The organism is Neobacillus muris (genome assembly GCF_943193175.1).
GTDB lineage: Bacteria > Bacillota > Bacilli > Bacillales > Cytobacillaceae > Neobacillus > Neobacillus muris.
In genome coordinates this window covers 1-24,672 of record NZ_CALPDF010000040.1, presented here as the reverse complement: position 1 = coordinate 24,672, position 24,672 = coordinate 1, and the positions used below count along the sequence as shown (strand labels likewise).

Annotated in this window: 23 protein-coding genes and 1 riboswitch; of the genes, 3 read left to right on the top strand and 20 right to left on the bottom strand. The window is 46.1% G+C overall.

Annotated elements, in window-relative coordinates; all coding sequences use genetic code 11:
* Nucleotides 1–3 precede the first annotated feature (3 nt).
* From ligA to NFS43_RS19650, 6 genes are all read right to left on the bottom strand, one after another.
* Nucleotides 4–2,010: an NAD-dependent DNA ligase LigA gene (gene ligA / locus NFS43_RS19675; RefSeq protein ID WP_251554499.1), complete on the bottom strand. Its 2,007-nt coding sequence runs from the start codon at nt 2,008–2,010 to the stop codon at nt 4–6.
* A 59-nt stretch (nt 2,011–2,069) separates the two neighbouring features.
* Nucleotides 2,070–4,325 carry a DNA helicase PcrA gene (gene pcrA, locus NFS43_RS19670; RefSeq protein WP_251554498.1) on the bottom strand — a complete coding sequence of 752 codons (2,256 nt, stop codon included), beginning with the start codon at nt 4,323–4,325 and terminating at the stop codon, nt 2,070–2,072.
* A gap of 70 nt (nt 4,326–4,395) precedes the next feature.
* Nucleotides 4,396–5,085, bottom strand: coding sequence for a heptaprenylglyceryl phosphate synthase (gene pcrB, locus NFS43_RS19665; protein ID WP_251554497.1), 690 nt, complete (start codon nt 5,083–5,085; stop codon nt 4,396–4,398).
* Between the two features lie 261 nt (nt 5,086–5,346).
* Entirely contained in the window at nt 5,347–5,664 is a 318-nt protein-coding gene (locus NFS43_RS19660) for a YerC/YecD family TrpR-related protein (RefSeq protein ID WP_251554496.1), read from the bottom strand.
* Nucleotides 5,665–5,695: 31 nt separating this feature from the next.
* A complete protein-coding gene (locus NFS43_RS19655) occupies nt 5,696–6,739 on the bottom strand; it encodes a DUF3048 domain-containing protein (RefSeq protein ID WP_251554494.1) in 1,044 nt (347 codons plus the stop codon).
* Between the two features lie 70 nt (nt 6,740–6,809).
* Nucleotides 6,810–8,555 carry an adenine deaminase C-terminal domain-containing protein gene (locus NFS43_RS19650; RefSeq protein WP_251554493.1) on the bottom strand — a complete coding sequence of 582 codons (1,746 nt, stop codon included), beginning with the start codon at nt 8,553–8,555 and terminating at the stop codon, nt 6,810–6,812.
* Nucleotides 8,556–8,716: 161 nt separating this feature from the next.
* On the opposite strand from NFS43_RS19650, the gene NFS43_RS19645 reads away from it, so the two are divergent.
* Both NFS43_RS19645 and NFS43_RS24560 read left to right on the top strand, forming a co-directional pair.
* Nucleotides 8,717–9,028, top strand: coding sequence for a YgaP family membrane protein (locus NFS43_RS19645; protein WP_251554492.1), 312 nt, complete (start codon nt 8,717–8,719; stop codon nt 9,026–9,028).
* Between the two features lie 86 nt (nt 9,029–9,114).
* On the top strand, nt 9,115–9,225 hold the full coding sequence (locus tag NFS43_RS24560; RefSeq protein ID WP_338150622.1) for an EYxxD motif small membrane protein: 111 nt from the start codon (nt 9,115–9,117) through the stop codon (nt 9,223–9,225).
* Here NFS43_RS24560 and purD read toward each other — a convergent pair.
* The 14 genes from purD to NFS43_RS19575 form a co-directional block, all read right to left on the bottom strand.
* Nucleotides 9,206–10,471 (bottom strand): phosphoribosylamine--glycine ligase, encoded by a 1,266-nt coding sequence (purD, locus tag NFS43_RS19640; protein WP_251554491.1) that lies wholly within the window; start codon nt 10,469–10,471, stop codon nt 9,206–9,208. The two genes, NFS43_RS24560 and purD, sit on opposite strands and share 20 nt — an antisense overlap.
* 16 nt (nt 10,472–10,487) lie before the next feature.
* Nucleotides 10,488–12,026 (bottom strand): bifunctional phosphoribosylaminoimidazolecarboxamide formyltransferase/IMP cyclohydrolase, encoded by a 1,539-nt coding sequence (gene purH, locus NFS43_RS19635; RefSeq protein WP_251554490.1) that lies wholly within the window; start codon nt 12,024–12,026, stop codon nt 10,488–10,490.
* Nucleotides 12,001–12,603: a phosphoribosylglycinamide formyltransferase gene (gene purN / locus NFS43_RS19630; RefSeq protein WP_251554489.1), complete on the bottom strand. Its 603-nt coding sequence runs from the start codon at nt 12,601–12,603 to the stop codon at nt 12,001–12,003. Before purN ends, purH begins: the two co-directional genes overlap by 26 nt.
* Nucleotides 12,600–13,634, bottom strand: coding sequence for a phosphoribosylformylglycinamidine cyclo-ligase (purM, locus tag NFS43_RS19625; protein WP_251554488.1), 1,035 nt, complete (start codon nt 13,632–13,634; stop codon nt 12,600–12,602). Before purM ends, purN begins: the two co-directional genes overlap by 4 nt.
* 5 nt (nt 13,635–13,639) lie before the next feature.
* A complete protein-coding gene (purF, locus tag NFS43_RS19620; RefSeq protein WP_251554487.1) occupies nt 13,640–15,049 on the bottom strand; it encodes an amidophosphoribosyltransferase in 1,410 nt (469 codons plus the stop codon).
* Entirely contained in the window at nt 15,025–17,250 is a 2,226-nt protein-coding gene (gene purL / locus NFS43_RS19615) for a phosphoribosylformylglycinamidine synthase subunit PurL (protein WP_251554486.1), read from the bottom strand. Before purL ends, purF begins: the two co-directional genes overlap by 25 nt.
* Complete coding sequence (gene purQ, locus NFS43_RS19610; RefSeq protein WP_251554485.1) at nt 17,234–17,917, bottom strand: phosphoribosylformylglycinamidine synthase subunit PurQ; 684 nt, start codon at nt 17,915–17,917, stop codon at nt 17,234–17,236. The genes purL and purQ overlap by 17 nt, the downstream gene beginning before the upstream one ends.
* Nucleotides 17,914–18,168, bottom strand: a complete 255-nt coding sequence (gene purS, locus NFS43_RS19605) for a phosphoribosylformylglycinamidine synthase subunit PurS (RefSeq protein ID WP_251554484.1) — start codon at nt 18,166–18,168, stop codon at nt 17,914–17,916. The genes purQ and purS overlap by 4 nt, the downstream gene beginning before the upstream one ends.
* The gene (purC, locus tag NFS43_RS19600) at nt 18,161–18,874 is read right to left on the bottom strand and encodes a phosphoribosylaminoimidazolesuccinocarboxamide synthase (RefSeq protein WP_277613979.1); all 714 of its coding nucleotides are present in this window, start codon (nt 18,872–18,874) and stop codon (nt 18,161–18,163) included. The genes purS and purC overlap by 8 nt, the downstream gene beginning before the upstream one ends.
* 274 nt (nt 18,875–19,148) lie before the next feature.
* Nucleotides 19,149–20,444, bottom strand: a complete 1,296-nt coding sequence (purB, locus tag NFS43_RS19595) for an adenylosuccinate lyase (protein ID WP_251554483.1) — start codon at nt 20,442–20,444, stop codon at nt 19,149–19,151.
* Nucleotides 20,445–20,447: 3 nt separating this feature from the next.
* The gene (purK, locus tag NFS43_RS19590; RefSeq protein WP_251554482.1) at nt 20,448–21,602 is read right to left on the bottom strand and encodes a 5-(carboxyamino)imidazole ribonucleotide synthase; all 1,155 of its coding nucleotides are present in this window, start codon (nt 21,600–21,602) and stop codon (nt 20,448–20,450) included.
* A complete protein-coding gene (gene purE, locus NFS43_RS19585; protein WP_251554481.1) occupies nt 21,586–22,077 on the bottom strand; it encodes a 5-(carboxyamino)imidazole ribonucleotide mutase in 492 nt (163 codons plus the stop codon). The genes purK and purE overlap by 17 nt, the downstream gene beginning before the upstream one ends.
* Nucleotides 22,078–22,205: 128 nt before the next feature.
* Nucleotides 22,206–22,307, bottom strand: a riboswitch (purine riboswitch).
* 87 nt (nt 22,308–22,394) lie between these two features.
* Nucleotides 22,395–22,577, bottom strand: a complete 183-nt coding sequence (locus tag NFS43_RS19580; RefSeq protein ID WP_251554480.1) for an NETI motif-containing protein — start codon at nt 22,575–22,577, stop codon at nt 22,395–22,397.
* Nucleotides 22,578–22,608: 31 nt separating this feature from the next.
* The gene (locus NFS43_RS19575; RefSeq protein WP_251554479.1) at nt 22,609–23,154 is read right to left on the bottom strand and encodes a DUF2179 domain-containing protein; all 546 of its coding nucleotides are present in this window, start codon (nt 23,152–23,154) and stop codon (nt 22,609–22,611) included.
* A gap of 152 nt (nt 23,155–23,306) precedes the next feature.
* Between NFS43_RS19575 and NFS43_RS19570 the strand changes: the two genes are divergently transcribed.
* The gene (locus tag NFS43_RS19570; RefSeq protein ID WP_251554477.1) at nt 23,307–24,539 is read left to right on the top strand and encodes a hypothetical protein; all 1,233 of its coding nucleotides are present in this window, start codon (nt 23,307–23,309) and stop codon (nt 24,537–24,539) included.
* The last annotated feature ends 133 nt before the right edge of the window (nt 24,540–24,672 follow it).

Here is a 24,672-nt window from a genome sequence, read left to right as displayed (position 1 = left end):
CTCTTACTTATTTAACTCTTCCAAGAGCTTCTCTTCATCCCAAATTTCAATCCCAAGTTCCTGCGCCTTGGCCAGTTTTGAGCCTGCATCGGCACCGGCAACGACCAAATGGGTTTTTTTGCTGACACTTCCAGCCACATTGCCTCCGAGAGCCTCAATTTTTTCCTTCGCTTCATTTCTCGATAGCTGCTCTAGTTTCCCGGTAAGAACAACTGTTTTTCCTGCAAAAACAGAATCTGATTCTTCTGGAGTGACGGGTCTTGCCCCTTTATATTCCATGTTCACCCCAACAGCCTTTAGCTCCTCAATCAGTTCCGCTGCTTCTTCCAATTCAAAATAGTTCACAATGGAATCAGCCATTTTTTCACCAATTTCATTAATCGCTGTTAACTCCTCTTTTGAAGCGGCAGCCAGCTGATCCATCGTACCGAATGCTTGAGCGAGTGTTTTCGCCGCCTTGGCCCCGACAAGACGGATGCCTAGACCAAAAAGGAGCTTTTCGAGAGAATTGGCTTTAGATGCCTCAATTGCTTCTAAAAGATTGGAAACAGACTTTTCTCCCATCCGTTCAAGGGAAATCAACTGCTCACGTGTCAGTTTATAAATATCAGCAACGTCGCTGATTAATTTTTCAGCAAACAGCTGGCTGATGACCTTCTCCCCCAGCCCGTCAATGTTCATGGCATCTCGGGAAACAAAATGAATCAACCCTTCGCGAATCTGTGCCGGACATTTTGGATTGATGCAGCGCAAGGCCACTTCACCTTCGAGACGGACCAGTTCGCTTTCACACTCAGGGCAATGGGTTGGCATATGGAAGTCCTTCTCTTCCCCGGTTCGCTGGTCTGCCAGTACATTGACAACCTCTGGAATGATGTCGCCCGCTTTTTTTACAACCACCTTATCGCCAATTTTGATATCTTTTTCGCGGATTAAGTCCTCATTGTGCAAGGAAGCGCGCTGTACCGTTGTGCCCGCTACTTTTACCGGTTCAAGAATGGCCGTTGGGGTAATGACACCGGTTCTGCCGACACTTAGCTCAATGTCGAACAAAGTAGTCACGACTTCTTCTGCAGGGAACTTATAAGCAATGGCCCACCTGGGGCTTTTGGCCGTTGTTCCAAGGGCAGCCTGCTGCGCGAACGAATCGACTTTAATCACGATTCCGTCAATTTCATAGGGAAGCTGGGGACGTTTCTCCGTCCAGCTATTGATGTATTCCAGCACTTCAGCAATGGTGGCACATTTTCTCCGTTCTTTATTGGTTTTAAAACCAAGATGATCCAAATAATCAAGGCCTTCACTATGGGCCGCTACGCCAATTGCTTCCGGATTCCCGATTGCATATAAAAACGTATCTAATTTACGGGATGCGGCAATTTTCGGATCAAGCTGGCGAAGTGAACCGGCTGCAGCATTTCGCGGATTGGCAAACAGCTCTTCCCCGCGTTCTTTTCTTGCCTCATTCAATGTTTCAAAGGAACGTTTTGGCATATAAGCTTCACCACGAACCTCAATCGAGACAGGCTCCATTAATCGAAGCGGCACGGAATTAATCGTCCTAATGTTAGCGGTAATATCCTCCCCAATCGTGCCGTCACCGCGGGTGGCTCCTTGAACAAACAAGCCGTCTTCATATCTTAAAGATACAGCCAGCCCATCAATTTTCAGCTCGCAGACATAGGAAACATTATCACCGACAGCTTTGCGGACCCGTGCGTCAAAGTCCCGCAAATCTTGCTCATTAAAGGCGTTGCCCAGACTCAGCATTGGAATGGCATGCTCTACTTTTTCAAACATATCCAGTATGGCGCCGCCGACACGCTGTGTTGGAGAATCAGGCGTCTTTAATTGCGGGAACTCTTCCTCCAGTTTCAGCAGCTCCTGCATTAGCTGGTCGTATTCCGCATCCGGCACGGATGGCTTGTCTAGCACATAATATTCGTAGCCATATTGATTTAATAGGTTTTGCAGCTCTTTGATACGCTGTTCAGCTGTTTGAAGGTCCATAAATCCAGCCCTTTCATAAAAAGATCTTCATGTTAATGACATGTATTTTTCAAAAAAAGTTACACTTTCTTTATAGGTGCAAATTTTGCCAATAGGCGCTTAATTCCCGTAGGGCTTGGGAAAGCAATATCGAGTTCTGTTCCCTCGCCTTGGCCCTTCACACTCACAACCGTTCCGATTCCCCATTTTCCATGCTCAGCTTTATCGCCAACCTTCCAGCCGGTTTCATCCCCTCCGGCTGCAACGGCCGCCGGGCGGGCCACAGGCTTTCTTGGGGCTGCCTGACTGCCAAATGCGCTTCGCTTTGAACCAAAGGAAGAGCCTGATGAGGCACCAAACGGTCTTGAACCAAATGGAGCAGAATCGCGGCGTTCCACCCCTTCCAATAATTCTTCCGGAATTTCCTTAATGAATCTGGAAGCTGGATTCATATTCGTTCGTCCAAATAGGGTTCTCATCTGGGCGTTGGTCAGGAACAGAGTTTGCTCCGCTCTGGTAATTCCCACATAGGCAAGACGGCGTTCTTCCTCCATCTCGACTTCTTCCATTAGCGAACGGCTATGTGGAAATACGCCCTCCTCCATGCCGATTAAGAAGACAACCGGGAATTCCAGTCCTTTTGCAGAGTGGAGCGTCATCAGGACGACGGAATCTGCCTTTTCGCCGTCATCATCCATGGAATCGATGTCTGCCACAAGGGCTAAGTCTGTTAAGAATGCAACAAGGCTTTTGTCTTCATTCGTTTCCTCAAAGTTTTTTGTTACCGATAATAATTCCTCAAGGTTTTCCAGGCGGCTTTGTGCTTCCAGCGATTTTTCCGCCTTGAGCATTTCGGTGTAGCCTGTTTTTTCAAGAACCTCTTCCACCAATTCCGTAACGGAAAGGAATTCCTGCATTTGCGTGTAATTTTTAATGAGATCACGGAATTCTCTTGCCGACTTCGTAATCTTCGGACTTAATCCTAAGAGCTCAACGGAGTCGAGCGCTTTGAATATGGAGATATCATGCTGTGCAGCAAAATCGGCTATCTTGTCAAGCGAACTTGAACCGATTCCCCGCTTTGGAACATTGATAATTCGCTGCAGGCTGATATCATCATCCGGGTTAGAGATTAACCTCAGGTAGGCAAGCATGTCCTTGATTTCCTTACGATCATAGAACTTTGTGCCCCCGACGATGGCGTAGCCGATATTTGATTTTAACAGCACTTCCTCCATCACACGGGACTGGGCATTGGTCCGGTAAAGAATGGCAATATCTGAAAGCCGGCGCTTGCCATCACGGGTCAACTCTTTTATTTTTCCAGCCACAAACTGGGCCTCGCTCTGCTCACTGTCCGCACGGTAATAGACGATTTTGTTGCCTTCCGGGTTTTCCGTCCAAAGATTTTTTGGCTTGCGGTTGAAGTTATGTTCAATCACTTTGTTGGCAGCCATCAAAATCCGTTTGGTTGAGCGATAGTTTTGCTCCAGCATAATCACGGTTGCATTCGGGTAATCCTTTTCGAATGACAGGATATTGGCAATATCTGCCCCCCGCCAGCGATAAATCGACTGGTCCGAGTCCCCTACAACACAAAGGTTTTTAAATCGGGCAGCTAGTTTCTTGACTAGCATGTATTGGGCACGGTTCGTGTCCTGATACTCATCGACGTGAATATACTGGAACTTTCGCTGATAGTATTCCAATACGTCCGGAACCCGGTCAAACAATTGAATTGTCTTCATAATCAGGTCATCAAAATCGAGCGCCTGATTTTTGCGCAGACGCTTTTGGTATTCTTCATACACATCACTGACGACTTTTTCAAAATAGCCGCCGGCCATTTTTCCATATTCATCCGGGTCCATCAGTTCATTTTTTGCCGAGCTGATGGCTCCTAAGATGGCCCGCGGGTCAAATTTTTTCGGGTCGATATTTTTATCCTTTAAAATGCCTTTAATAACCGATTGCTGATCGGTTGTATCTAAAATGGTAAAATTACGGTTAAATCCAATCCGGTCAATATCCCGGCGCAGGATGCGCACACACATCGAGTGGAAGGTTGAAATCCAGATTTCGTCCGCGGTGCCGCCCATCATTTTGCCAATCCGGTCTTTCATCTCCCGGGCTGCTTTATTCGTAAACGTTATTGCTAAGATATTATATGGGTTTACCCGTTTTTCAACTATTAAATAGGCTATCCGATGGGTGAGGACTCTGGTCTTGCCGCTTCCAGCACCGGCCATGATGAGCAGCGGCCCATCCGTCGCTTTGACGGCTTGCTGCTGTTCGGGATTTAATCCATTCAATAATTTATCCGATAAGTATTGCATGTTTTCACCTCAAAACCAAACATTTGTTCTTATTATCTATTTTAACGTTCTTTCCGATTACTGCAAATTTCTAACGGACACTTCTTACGGTTGCCAATGCTGCTTCAAAATTTTCGTAGAGGGCATTTCCAACAACAATAACGTCTGCATGTTCTCCCATTTCTCTTGCTTGATCAGGTCCTGAAATACCCCCGCCATAAAACAGGGTTGTGTTTGAGTTTGCGAGGATCTTTTTCACTTCAGCCACCTGGTTGGGATCACCGTATTTCCCGCTGTATTCTAAATAAAAAATCGGCAGATGGAACATCTTATCGGCCATCATGGCATAGGCTTTTACGTCGTCCGTGGTTAAACTGGCGTTGGCAGAGGTAAGTTTGGCGGCTTTGCAGTCTTCGTTAAGGATGCAATAGCCCTCCATGATAATCTCTTGCCAATCCATGATTTCACCGAATTCCTTAACCGCTTGATGGTGGATTCCTGTGATCCAATCCGGGTTGGTGCTGTTTAACACGGTCGGGATAAAATAGAGATCGAATCCAGGAGTTACAGTGTCAATGCCGGAAACCTCCAGCACACATGGAACTGTGAACCGGCGGACTCTTGCCATTAAGTTTAGCACATTATCCAATGTCACCCCGTCTGTTCCTCCTATGAGGACAGCATCTGTACCTGATTCACAGAGTAGTTCTAATTTATCATCTGAAATTTCTTTATTGGGATCAAGTTTAAACACATGGCGCCATTCGCGAACATCGTACATTAAAGGAGCCTCCTATATTTCTTTCCATTACACCATTATAGCATTGCATGGACCATTTAAAAAAGGAAACAATAAATCTAGAAATAGAAATAGTATCCAACTTGAGAGAAGGTTAAGTGATAGTGATTATCTTTGGATTTATAGGAATCACCTATTCCCTCGCAGCAGCTGGCGGTCTCCCTATTTTCCAGAATTGACCCTTACTCATTATTCACAATTAAAAAAGCACATGAGTCCCGCCTCATGTGCTTTACCGTTACGTTATTCCGTGGTCTCAGCCGCTTCTTCCTTTTCCTTTATGCGGTCAAGAACCATTTCATAGCTGTCATTGCCAAAATTCAAGCAGCGTTTCACCCGTGAAATCGTTGCCGTGCTTGCGCCGGTCTCTGATTCAATCACATGATAGGTTTTCTTCTCACGCAGCATCCTCGCCACCTCCAGGCGTTGTGCCAAAGCTTGAATCTCATTGATGGTGCATAAATCATCAAAAAAGCGATAGCATTCTTCTAAATCTTTTAGAGAAAGAATGGATTTGAACAATTGATCAAGTTCTTTGCCCCGTAATTTATCAATCTGCATCTTTTCAATACTCCTTTTTCAAAAAAATAAATCAATTGGCGTTGAACGAAACACTTTGGGCGAGTCCCTTCACCACATTCACCCAAGTTTTCCCCGGAACCAATCCGGCCTCTTTCCCGTCAATTACTGGAACAATCTGTCCGTTCTTATTCATCCAGTTCACTTCATTTATCTTGCCCATTTGCAGCAAATAACCTTTGCCGCCTGACTCTAAGTCAATGGACAAGTGACCGGCAGAATCGACCACTTTGTGGCTCGCTTCAATGATCAGAACATTATCGACTAGCACCGGCTCATTGGTATCCAGTTCAACGGTTTGTTCGGCCCCGTTAAACCGTTTGTATTTGCCAGCTGCAGGATCAAACTCGTACGAACAATTCGACGTTCCTCCATTGGAATAAGCAATCCTAACCGAGGTTCCTTGGTCCCCTGATAAGGCCTGCTTTTCCTCATCAGTTAAAAACGTAAAGCTTGGCGGTGTTTGGTCCATCGAGTATTTTTTCATCTCCGCACCTTTTAGAACATTCTCATACGTAATGTAGGAGTTGTGAGGCGCTTTTCTTTCACTTGACCGCTTGAACAGAGTGCCATCATAGACCATGCCGTTAATATTATCCACATAATTACTTTCCAGCATTTGTCTGGCATCTTCACTATAGCCATGGGCAACATAAAAAGCATTTAATCCTTTGGCCAATTCGATATAATAGGGTCTTGCACTGCGGACAGGGCCAATATTCTCCGGCTTTTCACTCTGAAAGACCGCTAGAAACCTGGTTATGTCACCTTCTGCAATCAATTCATACACGATATCGGCTTTCGATAAACCGGACTGCGGTCTTGCCTGAGGATGGTTGTTCACCATCACCGCAATAGCCCTTCCATCTGTACTTGTTTCTGACTGAATTCCTGTTAACGGATAGACATAAGGGCTCTCCTGTTTTTCCTCCACTTGTTCTTGTTCTTTCACGATCTCTTCCGCTTTTTCCTTTGGTGCGGGTTTCACTGTTTCTTTCTTGCTGCAGCCAGTGAATAATAAGAGAGCAGCGGCTAAGGTGATAGCCCATTTATTCATTGATGAACCCCCTGTATTCTATTATAGCCCCATTTCACTTTGATGCGTTAAACCATTAGTTAATTACAGTTTAACGCATTATTGACGGAAAGAGTACTGTTTTATTCATGACATCGTACATTCCTTGCTGGGTAATCCGGATGTACGGCAAATGCGTAGCGGAAAAGAACAACAGACTATAAAACGGATTTAAAAATGAATATCCTCTTGCCGCTAATTCGTCAGTCAGTATTTTTTCTTGCTCTGCCAATTCTTCCATCAGGAGGTCTGACATCACTCCGCTTAATGGCAAAGGAAGTTCAAATACCACTTTTCCATTTTCAACCATCACAATGCCGCCGCCTAATTCTTTCATTCTGTTAAAAGCAGTAAGCATATCAGGTTTGCTTTTTCCAATGAGAATAATATCTCCTGTATTTGAAAACGAACTGGCCAAAGCCGACAGCTTATTCGTAAAGCCCTTCAGCATCGTATTAATCCGCCACTTCCCATGACGGTCAATCAGGGTAAAGAAACTCTCATCATGTGTCAAAGAGAGCTCGTCACTGGAAACATCAATGGAAATGGAGTACGGTTTGGTAATGACTGCATTGACCATTTCGATTCCAAAAGGCATCGAGTATTGCAAATCGTCCATGGATAATTCCCAATCCAAGTTCAGTGGCTTCAGTCCATATTGCTCCCATTTAAACTTAGGATAAACTCCAGCCACCTTCTCTCCATCACGCTTTACCCATTTCCCTTTTGCCAAAACAGAAACAGGCGTTGGATTCTCCATACTGGCTAAAAAGTTAATATTCGCCACCCGGCCGGTGGCAATATTGCCATAGAGATGATCAATATTATAATACCGGGCAATGTTAACCGTTGCCATATTGTAGGCGTCCATAACCGGGACTCCTTTTTCCATCATGATCCGAATCAGCTGGTCTGTCACACCTTGCTGGTAAAACAATGGCGTTGATCCGTCCGTATTCACTACCATTCTGTCATAGGCGTCGATTCCCAGCCGTTTCATGTCATCTAAAAGCTCCGGCAGATCTGGGCGGATCGAGGAATGCCGTAATGACACGGTATAGCCCTGCATTAGCCGGTTATAAACCTCTTCCCCGTTGATGGCTTCATGATCGCAATCAGCTCCAAGCAGCATCATTTTTGCCAAGGTTTTTTCGGACGCTCCCGGAAAATGGCCTTCAATTTGTTTCCGTCTCCTTTTGGCTTCCTGAATCCAATGAAGCATCAAATCATCACCATCGAGCAGCTTCGGCCAACCGGTCAGTTCACCGCCTTGAAGGACTGCATCATAATCCAGCCAAGACTTGATATTACTATGGGAAAAAACCTCGACTTCATCCAGAATTTCTGTTTGAGAATCAAATCGGCACCACCAGAACATCGTGGTCGGCATCGTCCCGAACTTACTTGTCAAAGAAAACGCTTCCTCTTTTTGCAAATGTAAAACCAACGCCATGTTATCGTTGATCAGCGTCGTCGTCCCAAATTGGGACGCATATTCAGCAAGTGTTTGGGGATTATATAGTTGAAACGGATGAGCATGCGGTTCAATATAGCCCGGAACTAAGATTTGATCCGTACAATCAATAACTTCACAATTGCCCAGCTTAGCTGGCAGATTGTCACCCACGTAAACAATACGGTCTTGATAAATCCATATATTAGCCCTCATCCATTTTCGGAAGGTTTGATTTAAATATCGGGCATTTTTCAATAGTATGGTGGGAGCCGTGTTCCCATCCAGTACGGATACGTGAGTGCGTAATTGCTTATTTTTCCATCGGTAGCGTTGTTCTAGCACACGAAGCCCTCCCTTAAAACAGTTATATATCGTAAAAAGTTGATTTTATCATAAAGAAAGCCCTTACAAATTTTCTATATTTACAATACTAACATATTTTATTGTTTAACGCAGTAAAGAATTTCAAAATATCGGTAAAAAATTGTGAAGGAGTGAACAAAATGAAAGTAAAACAAAATATCGGCATTTTAAATGCGTTAATCCGCATCACGCTTGGCCTTACCCTGCTTTCCTGGACCACGGCCAAGCTGGTCAAAAAACCATGGCGCGATTCTTACTTGTTTGTGGCACTTTGCGCCGCGATGAAAGTGGCAGAGGGCATCGTCCGCTATTGCCCAGTTACAGCATTATATGAAAATTATCAGAGCAATATGAACAGCGGTTCATCCGGAAATGAGAAAGAATCCAACAGTCCTTCCAACGATGGGGCAACTGCCTCACATGACAGCATGGAAGGGATAGCGAAGGGTTAAATTCCTCTGTCTTGATTTTTGAGAATTACTATATCAGGAAAAGGGCTGTCCCTATTGGAGCAGCCCTTGAAAGGAAGTTGATTACTATGATTTGGGAATGGGTTTCCCATACTTCGTTTGTCATCATTATTCTGATTGGCAGCATTGTTGCCCTATTGTTTGCCTATATCCGACGGTCTAAAGGACGGGCTGGATAGCCTTTGATCCAATATCCCTTCGGTAAAAAATTCCATCGCAGTCCAATTTTCCTAATTGCCCATAAACTTGATCCTGGGCTTCCTGCAGGCTTCCTGCTTTTGCACCAACAAGAAGAACTCTTCCGCCATCTGTCACAAATTCGGATTCCTCCTTACGCGTTCCTGCGTGGAACACATAAACCGAATCGTCGATACTGCCAAGCCCGCGCAGTACTGCCCCTTTTTGATAATCACCAGGGTACCCTTTAGACGCTGCAACCACCCCAAGCATGGACCTCTCGTCCCACTCCAGCTCAGGGGTTTTGCCCGCTAACAAATCCAAGATGACTTGAACCAAATCCGAATTTAATCGCGGCAGAATCACCTGTGTTTCTGGGTCGCCAAACCGGGCATTAAATTCAATTACCTTCGGACCTGCAGCTGTTTTAATTAACCCGGCATACAAAATGCCGCAAAAGCTGCGGTTTTCTTGGACCATCGCTTTCGCTGCCGGAATTAAGATCGTTTCAACAGCGGTTTGAACCGTTTCAGAGCCAATATGCGGGACAGGTGAATAAGCGCCCATTCCTCCCGTATTCGGACCCTGGTCCCCATCAAATGCCCGCTTATGGTCTTGGGCGATTTCCAGCGGCACGACCACTTCACCATTCACAAACGCCATAAGCGAAAATTCCTCACCAGCTAAAAATTCCTCGATGACAACCTGTGAAGAGGCTTCGCCAAACTGTTTGCTGACTAACATACTTTCGAGACTTACCAAGGCTTCTTCCACTGTGAAAGCTACCGTTACCCCTTTACCGGCAGCCAACCCATCCGCTTTAATCACAATCGGAGCGCCTTTTTCTTTCACATAGCGGCTGGCTTCCTCAAATGAGGTAAATACTGCATAATCAGCCGTTGGAATTTGATATTTTTCCATCAGTTCTTTGGCAAACGCCTTACTGCCTTCAATTTCCGCAGCTGCCTGCCGCGGACCAAAGACAGCCAGTCCAGCTTTTTCAAACTGGTCTGCCAAGCCTGCCAACAGCGGCACTTCAGGCCCGATGATTGTTAATCCGATTCCCTCTTGCTTGGCGAAATCGATTAGCTGCTGCTGTGACGCCTCCTCAATCGAAACCAGCTCCGCCACATCCGCCATGCCTGCATTGCCTGGTGCGGCGAATACTTTTTCCACCAGCCCGCTTTGGCTGACCTTCTGGCAAATAGCGTGTTCTCTTCCGCCTCGGCCAATTACTAATACCTTCACTTAAACCCACCCCCGATTAGTGTTTAAAATGTCTGACTCCTGTAAATATCATAGCCATTCCGTATTTATCTGCCATATCAATCGAGTCTTGGTCTTTTTTGGATCCACCAGGCTGAATAATTGCGGTAATGCCCGCTTTTGCAGCGGCTTCTACGGTATCATCCATTGGGAAAAATGCGTCCGAGGCAAGGGCTGCTCCTTCGGCTTTTGCTCCTGCCTGCTTCAGGGCGATTTCAGCAGAACCGACACGGTTCATTTGACCGGCCCCAACGCCAAGAGTCATTTCATTAGAAGAGACCACGATGGCATTGGACTTCACATGCTTGACTACCTTCCATCCCAGTTTCAATGCTTCCCATTCTTCCGGAGTCGGCTGCCTTTTGGTTGGAATCGTAATCACCGCATCATCGAGTGAATAACTGTCGCGTTCTTGAACAAGCAAACCACCTTCAACAGTTGTGAGCTTCAATTCCGATTTCCTGCCATGTTCAAATGGAATAGTTAACAGCCGGATATTCTTTTTGCCAGTTAAAATGGTTACTGCCTCCTCTGAGAAGGATGGTGCAATAACTATTTCCAAGAAGATCTCATGAAGTTTAGCGGCTGTTTGGGCATCGACTTCCCGGTTGAATGCGATGATTCCTCCAAAAATGGAAACCGGATCGGCCGCAAAAGCCTTTTCAAATGCTTCAAATACGTTATTGCCAGTTCCAACGCCGCATGGATTCATGTGCTTCACAGCCACTGCTGCCGGCTCGTCAAACTCTTTGACAATTTGCAGGGCGGCATCTGCATCATTAATGTTATTATAGGAGAGCTCTTTTCCATGGAGCTGTGTGGCATAGGCAATGGAAAACTCCGATCCAAGCGGTTTTTTATAAAATGCCGCTTGTTGGTGCGGGTTCTCGCCATAGCGCAGCGGCTGCTTTAGTTCATACGTGACCGTCAATTTCTCTGGTGTTTCCTCTTGGACCAAATTGGTCATATATTCAGCAATTAACGCATCATAGGCTGCGGTATGGCGGAATACTTTCGCCGCAAGCTTGGTTCTTGTTTCAAGGGAGGTTTTCCCGTTTGTTTTGATTTCCTCAATCACGGTGCTGTAATCGGCCGGATCCACCACTACCGTTACATATTGATGGTTTTTCGCAGATGATCTGAGCATGGAAGGACCGCCGATATCAATATTTTCAATTGCCTCTGCAACAGTCACATCTGGTTTTTCAATTGTCTGCTGGAACGGATAAAGGTTTACGCAAACAACCTGAATCGGTTCAATGCCATGCTCTTCAAGCTGCTGCTTGTGGCTTTCATCGGCATGTTTCGCCAGCAGGCCGCCATGAATAAATGGATTCAGTGTTTTCACCCGTCCGTCCAATATTTCTGGAAAGCCTGTTACATCACTGACACCAATGACCGGGATGCCTTGCTCCTGCAGCATCTTTTTCGTACCCCCGGTAGAAATGATTTCAAAGCCAAGATCCGCTAGCTGTTTGGCAAATTCTCCTACGCCATTTTTGTCAGAAACGCTAATAAGTGCTCGTTTTTTTGTCATGTTTAACCTCTCCTCTTGTTAGCAGCATTTGCAGAATTTCTGGGTATAGTCTATGTTCAATCGCTTGGATTTTTCGCTGCAAACTCTCTCTAGTTTCGCCTTCCTCAATGCGAACCCGCTCCTGCACAATGATCGGGCCCGTATCCATCCCCTCATCAACAAAATGGATGGTCACCCCTGTCCACTTCACTTTGGCAGCCAATGCCTGCCCAATTGCATCTTTTCCGGGGAATTGCGGCAGCAGGGATGGATGGATATTGATAATCCGGCCCGCAAACTCCTGCAAGAGGGCTGGACCAATCAACCGCATATAGCCGGCAAGGACGATCCAATCCACCTGCTCCTTCAACAATTGCTGGCAAATCTCTTGTTCGAAGGCAGCTTTGCTTGGGTAGTCCTTAGCGTTAAAAGCAAAGTCAGGGACACCCGCGGCTTTTGCCCTCTCGACACAATAGGCACCTGGACGGTCACAGACTAACAAGGCAATATTGGCCGCAAGGTTGCCTGCTTGAACCCGATCGATCATCGCCTGAAAATTGCTTCCGTTTCCAGAGGCAAATACCGCTATGTTATTCATCGGCGGCCACGGAACCCTTGTATGTGAATTCCTTCCTGTTCGGTCACGGCACCGATTTCATAAGCTGTTTCACCGGCTTCACGGAAATGTTCAAGTAATGGTGCGGCATCTTCTGGGTCTGCAGCAATGACCATTCCAATTCCCATATTAAAAATATTATACATCTCTTGGTATTCGATTTGGCCAACCTCTGAGATGAGTTTAAAGATATTCGGGATCTCCCAGCTCTTTTCATCCAGTTCCGCCCCGAGGCCTGCCGGAAGCATTCTTGGAATATTCTCAATAAAACCGCCGCCAGTTATATGGGCCATCCCTTTGAGATTGAATTTTTCCATTGCGGATAAAATCGGCTTAACGTAGATTTTCGTTGGTTTTAAAAGCTCCTCGCCTAAGGTGCAATGGAGTTCGTTCACATACTCGATTAATGACCAATTATTAAAGACCTTGCGAACCAAGGAATATCCGTTACTGTGAATCCCGCTGGAGGCCAGGCCAATCAGTACATCACCCGGCTTGATCGTTTCCCCATTGACTAATTGGGATTTTTCACACGCACCGACAGCAAACCCAGCTAAGTCATATTCCTTTTCACGGTAAAGCCCGGGCATTTCCGCTGTTTCGCCGCCAATTAAGGCGCAGCCTGCCTGTTCGCAGCCATCGGCGACCCCTTTGACAATCGCTTCAATTTTTCCAGGAAGCGCCTTGCCACAGGCAATATAATCTAAAAAGTAAAGCGGCTCCGCTCCTTGAACGACGATATCGTTCACGCACATGGCAACCGCGTCGATGCCAATGGTTTCATGCTGATCCAGCATAAACGCAATCATCAGTTTTGTGCCGACCCCGTCAGTGCCTGACACTAAAACAGGTTCTTTCAAGTTAAGCGATGATAAGTCAAACATGCCTCCAAAACCGCCAAGGCTGCCGACAACTCCTGATCTGGCCGTTCTTTGGACATGCTTTTTCATTCGGGCGACTGCTTCATAGCCCGCCGCGATATTGACACCTGCTTCTTTATAGGCATTCGCCATGATCGTCATCCCCTTTGATAATAGTATTGTAGTGTGTCCGGATAAATTTCGGTTGGATAGTTTCCTGTAAAGCAGCCAAGACAAAAGCCGTTCAGACCTTCCGTTTGGCTGAGGGCCTTGACCATTCCATCTAAACTGATAAAGGTTAATGTATCCGCCCCGATGATTTGGCGGATTTCCTCTACCGATTTATCAGATGCAATAAGCTCTTCCTTCGATGAAGTATCGATTCCATAAAAACAAGGATTTTTTATCGGCGGCGAACTGATCACCACATGAACCTCCGTTGCACCAGCCTCTTTCAGCATGTTGACGATTCTGCGGCTCGTGGTTCCGCGCACAATCGAATCATCGACCATAACCACCCGTTTTCCTTCCACCACACCGCGGACAGCAGACAGCTTCATTTTGACACCCTGCTCCCGTAACGATTGTGACGGCTGGATAAACGTCCTGCCGACATATTTGTTTTTAATTAAGCCCATTTCATATGGGATGCCAGAGGCTTCCGCATAGCCGATGGCAGCTGAGATGCTCGAATCAGGTACCCCTGTCACGACATCTGCTTCAAATGGCGCTTCAATCGCCAGGCGTTTTCCCATGTTTTTCCGGGCAGTATGAACATTGACTCCGTGAATATTACTGTCCGGCCTTGAAAAATAAACATATTCCATCATGCAGATGGCTTTGGTCGAGCTATGGGCAAACCGCTCAGATATCAGGCCATCGTCATTGATAATCAATATTTCGCCGGGCTCAATGTCTCGGATGTATTCAGCGCCAACCACATCAAAGGCACAGGTTTCGGAGGCAACCACATAGGCATCCCCCAAGCATCCAAGTGACAATGGCCGCAGCCCATGCGGGTCGAGTGCCACCATCAGTTCCGTTTCGGTCATGATTAAATAGGCATAAGCTCCTTTTAGCATGGAGAGGGCATTTTTCACCTGATCCCGCATCCTCGGGAAACCGCTTCTTCTGATTAAGTGGGCCAGCACCTCGGAGTCGGAGCTCGTTTGAAAAATGCTCCCCTGGGCTTCAAGCTGGTGTTTTAATGAATTGGCATTGACCAGATTCCCGTTATGGGCAAGGGCCAGACTGCCAGTTTGTGAATGGAACAGGAGGGGCTGGACATTTTCATAGCCTCCGCCGCCCGCTGTCGCATAGCGGACATGCCCGATGGCGGCATTGCCGATTAATTCACGGATGGTATCCTCCGTAAAAATCTCTGTTACCAGCCCTTCACCCTTTATGCCTTTGAGGGCTTTCCCATCGGAGACGACGATGCCAGCACCTTCCTGGCCGCGATGCTGTAAGCTATGAAGCCCATAATAGGTCAGCTGAGCAGCATCCTGATGCCCCCAAACGCCGAAAATGCCACACTCTTCATTTAATCCCTTGATTTCAGCAAGCATGGGATCGCTCCTCTCCAAGCAGCCTTAAGTTCTCCAACCGGCGCTGCAATGACCGTTTGACTCTCATCTGTTACGGTTAAAACACCGGAATGATTGACTTCACCAATCAGCTTGGCTGCTGCCAGCCGTTCAAACTCTGCTTGATGCTCCTTTTTCACCGTTAATAGAAAACGGGATTGCGTTTCACTAAATAACGCTGAAACAGAATTTCCTGTAATACTGATTTCCGCCCCAAGTGTTTCACTGCCAAATAAGCATTCTGCCAAAGCGACTCCTAAACCGCCCTCTGACAGGTCATGGGCGGATTGAACAATTCCTGTGCGGATCGCAGCGAGAATTTGTTCCTGTCTTTCTTTTTCTAGATCCATGTCCAGTTCGGGCGCTTTGCCAAATATCCTGCCGTACGTCAGCTTTTGCAGCTCGCTGCCGCCGAACTCACTCTTTGTTTCCCCGATAAGATAAATCAAATCACCGCTGTTTTTGAAATGCTGGGTCGTAATATGGTTTAGGTCTGTCACTAAACCAACCATGCCAATCACCGGTGTTGGGTAAATCGCTGTGCCGCTTGTTTCGTTATAAAGCGAAACATTCCCGCCGATAACCGGCGTTTCCAGCACCCGGCACGCTTCACTAATTCCATCTGCCGCTTTTTCAATCTGCCAGAATACTTCCGGCTTTTCCGGATTACCGAAGTTCAAGTTATCCGTAATCGCTAACGGCTCGGCTCCAGAACAGATAATATTGCGGGCTGCCTCTGCAACCGCAATTTTTCCACCTGTTTCCGGGTCGAGGTATACATAGCGGGAGTTACAGTCTGTCGTCATGGCTAAGGCCTTGCGTGTACCCCTGATACGGGTTACTGCGGCGTCCGATCCCGGCGCCACAACAGTATTCGTGCGCACCATATAATCGTATTGCTCGTAAACCCATTCCTTGCTGGCAATTGTTGGCTGGCTTAACAGCTGCAGCAGCGTCTCTTTCAAGTCGTCCACCTGTGGCGCATCATTCTCCATTGCCTGAAATTCTGCGAAATAGGCTGGCTCCTTTGATGGCTTATGATAGACCGGTGCATCTTCCGCTAAAGCATCTACTGGAATGTCGGCAACGACTTCACCTTTATGGAACAAGCGGAACTGTTTATCGTCGGTTACCTTGCCAATCTCGACGGCTTCTAAGTCGTATTTGGCAAACAGATCCTTGATTTCCTGCTCTCTGCCCTTTTTCACGACAATCAGCATCCGTTCCTGTGATTCGGACAGCATCATTTCATAGGCCGTCATGCCGGTTTCCCGCTGCGGAACAAGATCCAGGTTCATCTCGATACCCATGCCGGCTTTGCTCGCCATTTCCGAAGAGGAGCTGGCAAGACCTGCGGCACCCATATCCTGAATCCCGACAAGGGCATCCGATTGAATGAGCTCAAGGCAGGCCTCCAATAGAAGTTTTTCCATGAATGGATCTCCGACTTGCACGGCCGGCCGTTTTTCGTCAGAAGCCTCGGTTAATTCCTCGGAAGCAAAGGTTGCCCCGTGAATTCCGTCACGACCGGTTTTTGCGCCGACATACATGACGGTATTGCCAAGGCCATGCGCTTGGCCTTTTTTAATATCTTTATGGTCAATCAGACCAACGCACATTGCATTGACAAGCGGATTGCCTTCATAGGACGGGTCAAACTGTACCTCGCCGCCAACCGTTGGAATGCCGATGCAGTTGCCATAACCGGCAATCCCTGCCACGACCTCCTTAAATAAATAGCGGGTTCTTGCTTGATCCAGCTCGCCAAAGCGAAGCGAATTTAACATGGCAATGGGACGCGCGCCCATGGAGAAGACATCACGGATGATTCCGCCGACACCTGTTGCAGCGCCTTGGTATGGTTCAATGGCGGATGGGTGGTTATGGCTTTCGATTTTAAACACGACGGCCTGGCCGTCGCCGATATCCACAATTCCTGCTCCTTCTCCTGGACCTTGAAGCACTCTTTCACCTGTGGTTGGGAATCTTTTCAAGACTGGTTTGGAAGTTTTATAGCTGCAGTGCTCTGACCACATCACCGAAAAAAGACCGGTTTCGGTATAATTCGGTGTCCGGCCGAGAATTTTTTCAACCATCGCAAACTCTTCATCGGACAAACCCATTTGCTGATAAATTTTCTCGTGTTTAATTTGTTCCGCATTTGGTTCAAGCGTTGACAACATGTGCTTCCCTCCAAGTTTTTACGATTGATTGAAACAGTTTCAGCCCGTCGGCGCTGCCTAACAGTTCATCCACTGCCCGCTCAGGGTGCGGCATCATTCCAAGGACGTTCCCTTTTTCATTGGTAATGCCAGCAATATCCGCAAGGCTTCCGTTCGGATTTTGCTGATAAGTAAACACGATTTGGCTGCCCGCTTTTAGCTTTTCGAGCGTTTCTTCATCACAATAGTAATTGCCTTCCCCATGAGCAACTGGGATGGTGATTGTTTCGCTTTGTTTGTATTCAGCTGTAAACATTGTTTGGTTGTTTTCGATTTTTAGCTCGACTGGCTTGCAGATAAATGAAAGGCTTTCGTTGCGTCTCATGGCTCCGGGCAGCAGGCCGGCTTCTAGCAAAATTTGGAAACCGTTGCATACGCCAAGTACCGGCTTGCCAGCTTCGGCTGCTTTGACGACTTCCTTCATGACCTTGCTGAAGTGGGCAATCGCGCCGGTGCGCAAGTAATCTCCATAGGAGAAACCGCCCGGCAGGAGGATTCCATCGAATCCTTCTAAGCTTTCGGTATCGTGCCAGACGTACTCAACCTCTTCTCCGAGTTCATCTTGGATAGCATGGTACATGTCGACATCACAATTGGATCCAGGAAAAACGATGACCGCAAATTTCACTGGACGACACACTCCTCTACCTCGTAGCGGTAATCTTCGATAACCGGGTTCGCTAAAAGTTTCGTACAAATCTCGTTGATGACTTCATCAATGTCACGCGCTGATTTTTCAATGGTTAGTTCCATATATTTGCCGATGCGGACGTCGGTTACTTCTTGATAGTTTAATGAGTTGAGAGATTGTGTTACAGCCTTCCCCTGCGGATCTAGAACACTTTCTCTTAATGTGACAAATACCTTCACTTTATACATGCTGTGGCCCTCCAAGTCTTTTTAAAATCGTTTCATAGGCATCTGTTAAGCTTCCTAAATTGCGGCGAAATACATCTTTATCCAGCTTTTCATTGGTTTCCTTGTCCCATAGGCGGCAGGTATCGGGGGAAATTTCATCGGCTAGTAAAATTTGTCCCTGTTCGTCCTTGCCAAACTCGAGTTTATAATCAATTAAGTTAATGCCCAGTTCTGCAAAAAAGCTCGATAAAATTGCATCTACTTCTAATGCCTTTTCTTTTAACATAGCAATCTCTTCGGTAGTGGCTGCTTTCAGTTCCAAGATGTGGTCAACAGTTACGAGCGGGTCACCGAGGGCGTCGTCCTTCAGGTAAAATTCTACGATTGGCTGTGACAACGGCCGTCCTTCTTCGATTCCCAACCGTTTTGAAAAGCTGCCGGCAGCTACGTTGCGGACTACGACTTCAAGCGGGATAATCGAGACCTTTTTGACCAGCTGTTCGGTCTCTGAAACGCGCTTGATAAAGTGGGAGTTAATTCCTTTTTCTTTTAACATCGAAAATAGCAAACTAGTAATTTCGTTGTTGAGACGGCCCTTACCGGTGACTTCTGCCTTCTTTTCGCCGTTAAACGCCGTGGCGGAATCTTTGTACTGGACCAATACCACTTGATCCTCATCGGTAGCGTAAATGCGTTTGGCTTTTCCTTCATACAATAGTTGACCCATTGGGATTCACTCCTAATTAGAAATATTGGGAATCTTCAGTCTAGAAAAGTGTAAAAAGACTAGTGTACACATGCCTGAATGTGTATTTTGGTTTTTGGTACGCAGACCTTCTACGTGACCATGGATTTATTTTTTCTGTAATGGAGGTCACGTAGAACCCGTCTACGTGACCGGTGACTCACTTTTTCTTTGGTTTGGGTCACGTAGAGCCCTCCTACGTGACCGTTAGCATGTTTTTTCTTCAAGGTTGAGCACGTACGTATCTATCCCCGTTTTAATTCAACCCCAACCGCTCAAATATCATATCAACATGTTTTAAATGGTAGTTGTAATCAAAACAGTCGGCAATCTCGTCAGCAGACAACAAGGAGGTAATCTTTGTTTCAGCTTCAATCAACCCGCGGAATGGAACCTGCCTTTCCCAAGCCTCCATGGCTTTTGGCTGCACCGTATCATAAGCCTCCTCGCGGGACAATCCCTTATCGATCAATGCAAGCAGCACCCTCTGGGAATAAATCAAGCCAAGCGTGCGGTCCATATTACGCTTCATATTCTCCGGATACACCGTTAAGTTTTTAATAATGCTTCCAAAACGATTCAGCATGTAATTCAATGCAATTGTAGCATCTGGCAGGATAATCCGCTCTGCCGAAGAATGCGAAATATCGCGCTCATGCCATAATGGCACATTTTCATAAGCGGTCAGCATGTAACCGCGAATCACGCGGGCCATTCCCGTCATGTTTTCGGAACCAATCGGATTTCGCTTATGCGGCATCGCGGAAGAGCCTTTTTGCCCTTTTGCAAAAAACTCCTCCACCTCACGCGTTTCACTTTTTTGCAATCCGCGGACCTCGACCGCAAACTTCTCGATAGAAGTCGCAATCAAAGCAATGGTGGACATATAGGCAGCATGGCGGTCGCGCTGCAAGGTTTGTGTCGAAATGGGCGCGGCTTCCAGCCCTAATTTTTCACAAACATACTGCTCCACAAATGGGTCAATATTGGCATAGGTTCCGACAGCACCGGAAATCTTTCCAACTTCAATCCCTTTTGCAGCCTGCTTAAAGCGCTCCAGGTTCCGTTTCATTTCCTCATGCCAAAGCGCCAGCTTTAACCCGAATGTGGTCGGTTCTGCATGGACGCCATGGGTCCGGCCCATCATAACGGTATATTTATGTTCAATCGCTTTGTTCCGCAGGATCTCTACAAAGTTTTCCAAGTCCTTTAGCAAAATTGCATTAGCCTGTTTTAACACATAGGATAAGGCAGTATCCACGACATCTGTGGACGTCAATCCATAATGGACCCATTTGCGCTCTTCTCCGAGGGTCTCTGAAACGGCACGGGTGAAGGCAACTACATCATGTCTGGTCTCCGCTTCAATTTCTTTGATCCGCTCAATATTGAACGAAGCATTTTCACGAAGCTTTTTAACGTCTTCCTTTGGAATTTCGCCTAATTCCGCCCATGCTTCACAAGCAAGAATTTCGACCTCCAGCCATGCCTTGAAGCGATTCTCCTCCGTCCAAATCGCTCCCATTTCCGGTCTCGTATAACGATCAATCATGTTTTATCCTCCGATCTTTTCTTTCACAATGTTCCAAATGCGGCTTGCCTTGATTTCCGCAAGCGCATCCTCTACATTATCTCTTAAAATCGTCACATGTCCCATCTTTCGCTTAATTTTGGGCTCCTTTTTTCCATATAAATGAATCTTCCAGTTACCCAACTCCGGCATCTCTTCATAAAGAGGTTCCAAATGCTCCCCTAATAGGTTGACCATAACCACTGATTTTAATAGCCTCGTGCTGCCGAGCGTCAAGTTGCAAACGGCGCGGACATGCTGCTCAAATTGGGACGTCTCGCAGGCTTCGATCGTATAATGTCCGGAGTTATGCGGTCTTGGCGCCAGCTCATTGATATAAATTTCCTCATCCTCAGTGACAAACATCTCAACGGCCAATGTCCCGACTAATTCAAGCGAATCCGCAATCATTTTCGCCTGTTCCACCGCTCTCATCTGCAAATCGGGAGAAATACGGGCTGGAACAATCGTTTGATGCAAGATATTTTCCACATGAATGTTTTCTGCCACTGGAAAATAGGCAGTATCCCCGTTGGACTTTCGTGTCACAATAACTGAGATTTCTTTTTCGAACTGAATCCATTTTTCCAATACACACGGACCTGATTTCACCAGCGGTTCCGCTTCGGCTAAATCACGTTCAGAACGAAGAACGAGCTGGCCTTTTCCATCATAGCCGCCCCGCGCAGTCTTTAAAACAGCCGGATAGCCAACCGCGTTTATTTTTAAAAATAAATCCTCCAAGCTATGAATCTCTTCATACGGCGCTACCTCAGCACCGGCATTCCGGACCGCCGCTTTTTCCGTCATTCGGTTCTGTGTGATGGTCAAAAGGTCTTTGCCCTGCGGCACATAAGCCTTGTCACAAATCCATCCGAGTGTGTCCGAATCGATATTTTCAAATTCATAGGTAATGACATCACTGATATCTGCCAGCCGGCTGATAGCATCACGATCATCATAAGCGCCGATGACTTCCACATCTGCCACTTGGCCGCACGGAGAATCGGAAGCCGGCTCTAAAACCGCGATCCGATAGCCCATCGCCTTGGCTGCCAGTGCGATCATTCTCCCCAGCTGTCCCCCGCCTATGATCCCGATGGTTGCTCCTGGTAAAATCGTTTTATTTGCCAAGCTCATCACTACTTTCTATAACTTCCACTTTTATCGCCTCACGTCTTGCTTCCAGTCTTTTGGCCAATTCGGCATCTTCCACTGCTAAAATTTGTGCCGCCAAAAGCCCTGCGTTCGTGGCACCTGCTTTGCCAATTGCCACCGTCGCCACTGGGACGCCGCCAGGCATCTGGGCAATCGACAACAAGGAATCTAATCCATTTAACGCTCTTGACTGAACGGGAACACCAATCACCGGCAGAATCGTTTTGGCCGCAACCATCCCAGGCAGGTGTGCCGCCCCTCCCGCCCCGGCGATAATCACTTTTATACCTCTTTCTCTAGCTTCTTCGGCATATGTAAACATTAAGTCTGGTGTACGATGAGCAGATACAACTTTCTTCTCATAGGCAACTTCGAGCTGGTCTAAAACTTCGCAAGCATGCCTCATGGTTTCCCAATCCGATTTGCTCCCCATAATCACGCCAACTATAGGTTCCATCCTTCTCCCCCTTTTATAAAAAACAAAAACCCGGAGCAAATGGCTCTCAAGTAAAGAGAAAGCCATTTGTCCGGGCATGCTGAAAAACAGGCTGACAATACGTAAGGGCTTCCCCTTACTTGTTGCCGAACATATAGACTTTCCCTCATAGTCCAATAATTTACGGTTATTGGGTAGAAACTTATGGGCCATATTCCCATTGATATACGAGGGTAAGATAATTTCACATCCACGTACCTATATTACCAGCCTTTTCAATCATATGTCAACCAATATGTCGAACGTTGATTTTAATGTTCTGTAAAAACGTTCGTGTTTTACTCGGACAACTTCCCTTCAAAGACAATTTGCCGGCCGATTGGCTGATAAATTGTCTCTCCGCCCTTTTTAATCTCCTGAAAAATTGGTTTTTCCATACGGCGGATCGGAATATACCCCTGCTGTTTCATTCTATGTAGACACTCCTCAATGCTTTCATTTTCTTGAACTTCAAATGTCATTTTATTTTTACCTATTGAAACACAGCCTCTCTCACTTCTTAGCAAACAATTTTCCTCGTTTTATGGATTTCACCCAGAACCCTCCATGGATGGTCTTTGGTTCATAGGATATGATAAATGCTTTAGGATCGAAATTGGTAATGGTCTCATAGAGCTTTAACTCAAATTTCCTCGGCGTCAGTATCTGCAGCGCCATACGGCTGCCTTCCCGGCCATGCGCTTCCCAATCGGTCACGCCGTAACCATTATCCCGCAGCAATTTGGGCAAATCCTTATCCCACTCCGCCGTAATCACATTGACCATAATATACCCCAGCGCCAGTTTTTCCTCAATTTTCATCCCAATAATAACGCCAAGTCCATACCCAACAGCATAAGCAATCAGATTTTGTATTTCATTTAGGTTATTCAAAACAAGACCCAGACCAAGGACATAAATTACGACCTCAATCGTACTAAGAAAGGCGGCTAAGTAACGCTGGCCCTTTAATGTCAAAATCATCCTAATGGTAAAAAAAGACACATACACAATATTAATAACCAGAATGATCGCAACCATCACAAGACTATTATCCATCTGTGAAACCTCCTTATCATTAAACTCCCCATACTTTAACATAAATTGCTTCCACTTTGACCACTGTGTGAAAAAATAAGTCTTTCATCTCTTCTTATAGGAAAATGTTTTTTTCACAAACTAAAAATAAAAATGATGATGAGGTGGCTATCATGTTAAAAAAATGGATCTTTATCCTGTTCATAGGAGTATTGTTGCCTATTTATCCTCCTGCCCATGCAGAAACAAAAACTACAGATTTTAAGGCAGCGTTTATTCGAAACAATGACCTATGGATTAAAAAAGGGAATGCGGAGACGCAAATCACAAAAGGGGATTATATTCGGTATCCTAAATGGTCTTATGACGGAAAGTGGATTGCTTATCAAAGAGGAAAAGAAGCAGGGAACGGGAATGGTGAGTTGTGGGTGTACCATTTAAAACAGCACAAACACTTTCAAATTCATTCGAATGCTGGGGTTAATTTTCAATGGGCCCCTAGTAAAAATATGCTTGGTTTCCTAGCCAATCATACGCTGAATCTTGTCACAGTTCAACTGCCCAAGCCCCTCCGTGTCCAGCAATTGGCTGCAAATGCGGGCAGCTTCTCTTGGCTTCCAAAAGGAAATGGCTTGCTCATCTCTAAAAAAGCAAACAATGAGCTCCATTCCGATATTCTTTTATTAAAAATATTTTTATACAGGAAACCGAACACTCAGCACTTCTACACAATTCCTGTGAGCAAAAATGAATATTATGCGGGCACCAGTCCATTCAAATGGTCCCCTGATCACAAATGGATTAGCTTTGTTTTAACCCCAACTGCCTCACTCTCAGCAGACAGCAACACGCTTTGCCTGCTATCTGAAAACGGGCGTGGGTTTAAAAGAGTGGATGAGATGTTAAACGATCAAAACTGGTTTCAATGGGCCCCCTCCCAAAGTGTGATTGGCTTCATTAAAGGAAGCGGCAGGGAAGCCGCCAGCAATAAACAATTAACTGTTTTGGAGGCTGCTGCACACTTCAATACCAGCTTAACTCCTAAAGGTTTTGCTGATCGTGATTTTAGCTGGACAAATCAACATACTATTTTTGTTTCCCGTTCAAAAGAGTCCAAATGGGCGAAACTGGCGGACAGGCCTCTGCCGCGTCTTTTTAAAATCAAGCTGGATACTAAGGAGCAAAAAGCATTGACAACCCCTGCAAAAAATGAAGGCGACTTTGCACCAAACTATTATAATAAGCATCTTTTTTGGGTCCGAACAGACAGAAGAACAGCTCATATATATCTAACTCATTTAGATAAAATACAGGAAAAACAATGGATAAAAAACTGTAACGTTGCTAGTAATTTTTATGATAGATGGAAGTGGGATGAGGTGTTTTCATTGTACAAGGGAGATTGAGGAACTCTCATTTGGGCAAAAATAAAAAGACCCTTCGGTCAATCAATTCTAATATGTAAATGGCTCCGCAGGTAGGATTCGAACCTACGACCGATCGGTTAACAGCCGATAGCTCTACCACTGAGCTACTGCG

What these genes read in the sequence shown, in the direction of transcription:
- ligA (WP_251554499.1), bottom strand. Translation starts at nt 2,010, where the DNA reads ATGGACCTTCAAACAGCTGAACAGCGTATCAAAGAGCTGCAAAACCTA.
- pcrA (WP_251554498.1), bottom strand. Translation starts at nt 4,325, where the DNA reads ATGCAATACTTATCGGATAAATTATTGAATGGATTAAATCCCGAACAG.
- pcrB (WP_251554497.1), bottom strand. Translation starts at nt 5,085, where the DNA reads ATGTACGATGTTCGCGAATGGCGCCATGTGTTTAAACTTGATCCCAAT.
- NFS43_RS19660 (WP_251554496.1), bottom strand. Translation starts at nt 5,664, where the DNA reads ATGCAGATTGATAAATTACGGGGCAAAGAACTTGATCAATTGTTCAAA.
- NFS43_RS19655 (WP_251554494.1), bottom strand. Translation starts at nt 6,739, where the DNA reads ATGAATAAATGGGCTATCACCTTAGCCGCTGCTCTCTTATTATTCACT.
- NFS43_RS19645 (WP_251554492.1), top strand. Translation starts at nt 8,717, where the DNA reads ATGAAAGTAAAACAAAATATCGGCATTTTAAATGCGTTAATCCGCATC.
- NFS43_RS24560 (WP_338150622.1), top strand. Translation starts at nt 9,115, where the DNA reads ATGATTTGGGAATGGGTTTCCCATACTTCGTTTGTCATCATTATTCTG.
- purH (WP_251554490.1), bottom strand. Translation starts at nt 12,026, where the DNA reads ATGACAAAAAAACGAGCACTTATTAGCGTTTCTGACAAAAATGGCGTA.
- purN (WP_251554489.1), bottom strand. Translation starts at nt 12,603, where the DNA reads ATGAATAACATAGCGGTATTTGCCTCTGGAAACGGAAGCAATTTTCAG.
- purM (WP_251554488.1), bottom strand. Translation starts at nt 13,634, where the DNA reads ATGGCGAATGCCTATAAAGAAGCAGGTGTCAATATCGCGGCGGGCTAT.
- purF (WP_251554487.1), bottom strand. Translation starts at nt 15,049, where the DNA reads ATGCTTGCTGAAATCAAGGGATTAAATGAAGAGTGTGGCATTTTCGGC.
- purL (WP_251554486.1), bottom strand. Translation starts at nt 17,250, where the DNA reads ATGTTGTCAACGCTTGAACCAAATGCGGAACAAATTAAACACGAGAAA.
- purS (WP_251554484.1), bottom strand. Translation starts at nt 18,168, where the DNA reads ATGTATAAAGTGAAGGTATTTGTCACATTAAGAGAAAGTGTTCTAGAT.
- purC (WP_277613979.1), bottom strand. Translation starts at nt 18,874, where the DNA reads ATGGGTCAACTATTGTATGAAGGAAAAGCCAAACGCATTTACGCTACC.
- purB (WP_251554483.1), bottom strand. Translation starts at nt 20,444, where the DNA reads ATGATTGATCGTTATACGAGACCGGAAATGGGAGCGATTTGGACGGAG.
- purK (WP_251554482.1), bottom strand. Translation starts at nt 21,602, where the DNA reads ATGAGCTTGGCAAATAAAACGATTTTACCAGGAGCAACCATCGGGATC.
- purE (WP_251554481.1), bottom strand. Translation starts at nt 22,077, where the DNA reads ATGGAACCTATAGTTGGCGTGATTATGGGGAGCAAATCGGATTGGGAA.
- NFS43_RS19580 (WP_251554480.1), bottom strand. Translation starts at nt 22,577, where the DNA reads ATGACATTTGAAGTTCAAGAAAATGAAAGCATTGAGGAGTGTCTACAT.
- NFS43_RS19575 (WP_251554479.1), bottom strand. Translation starts at nt 23,154, where the DNA reads ATGGATAATAGTCTTGTGATGGTTGCGATCATTCTGGTTATTAATATT.
- NFS43_RS19570 (WP_251554477.1), top strand. Translation starts at nt 23,307, where the DNA reads ATGTTAAAAAAATGGATCTTTATCCTGTTCATAGGAGTATTGTTGCCT.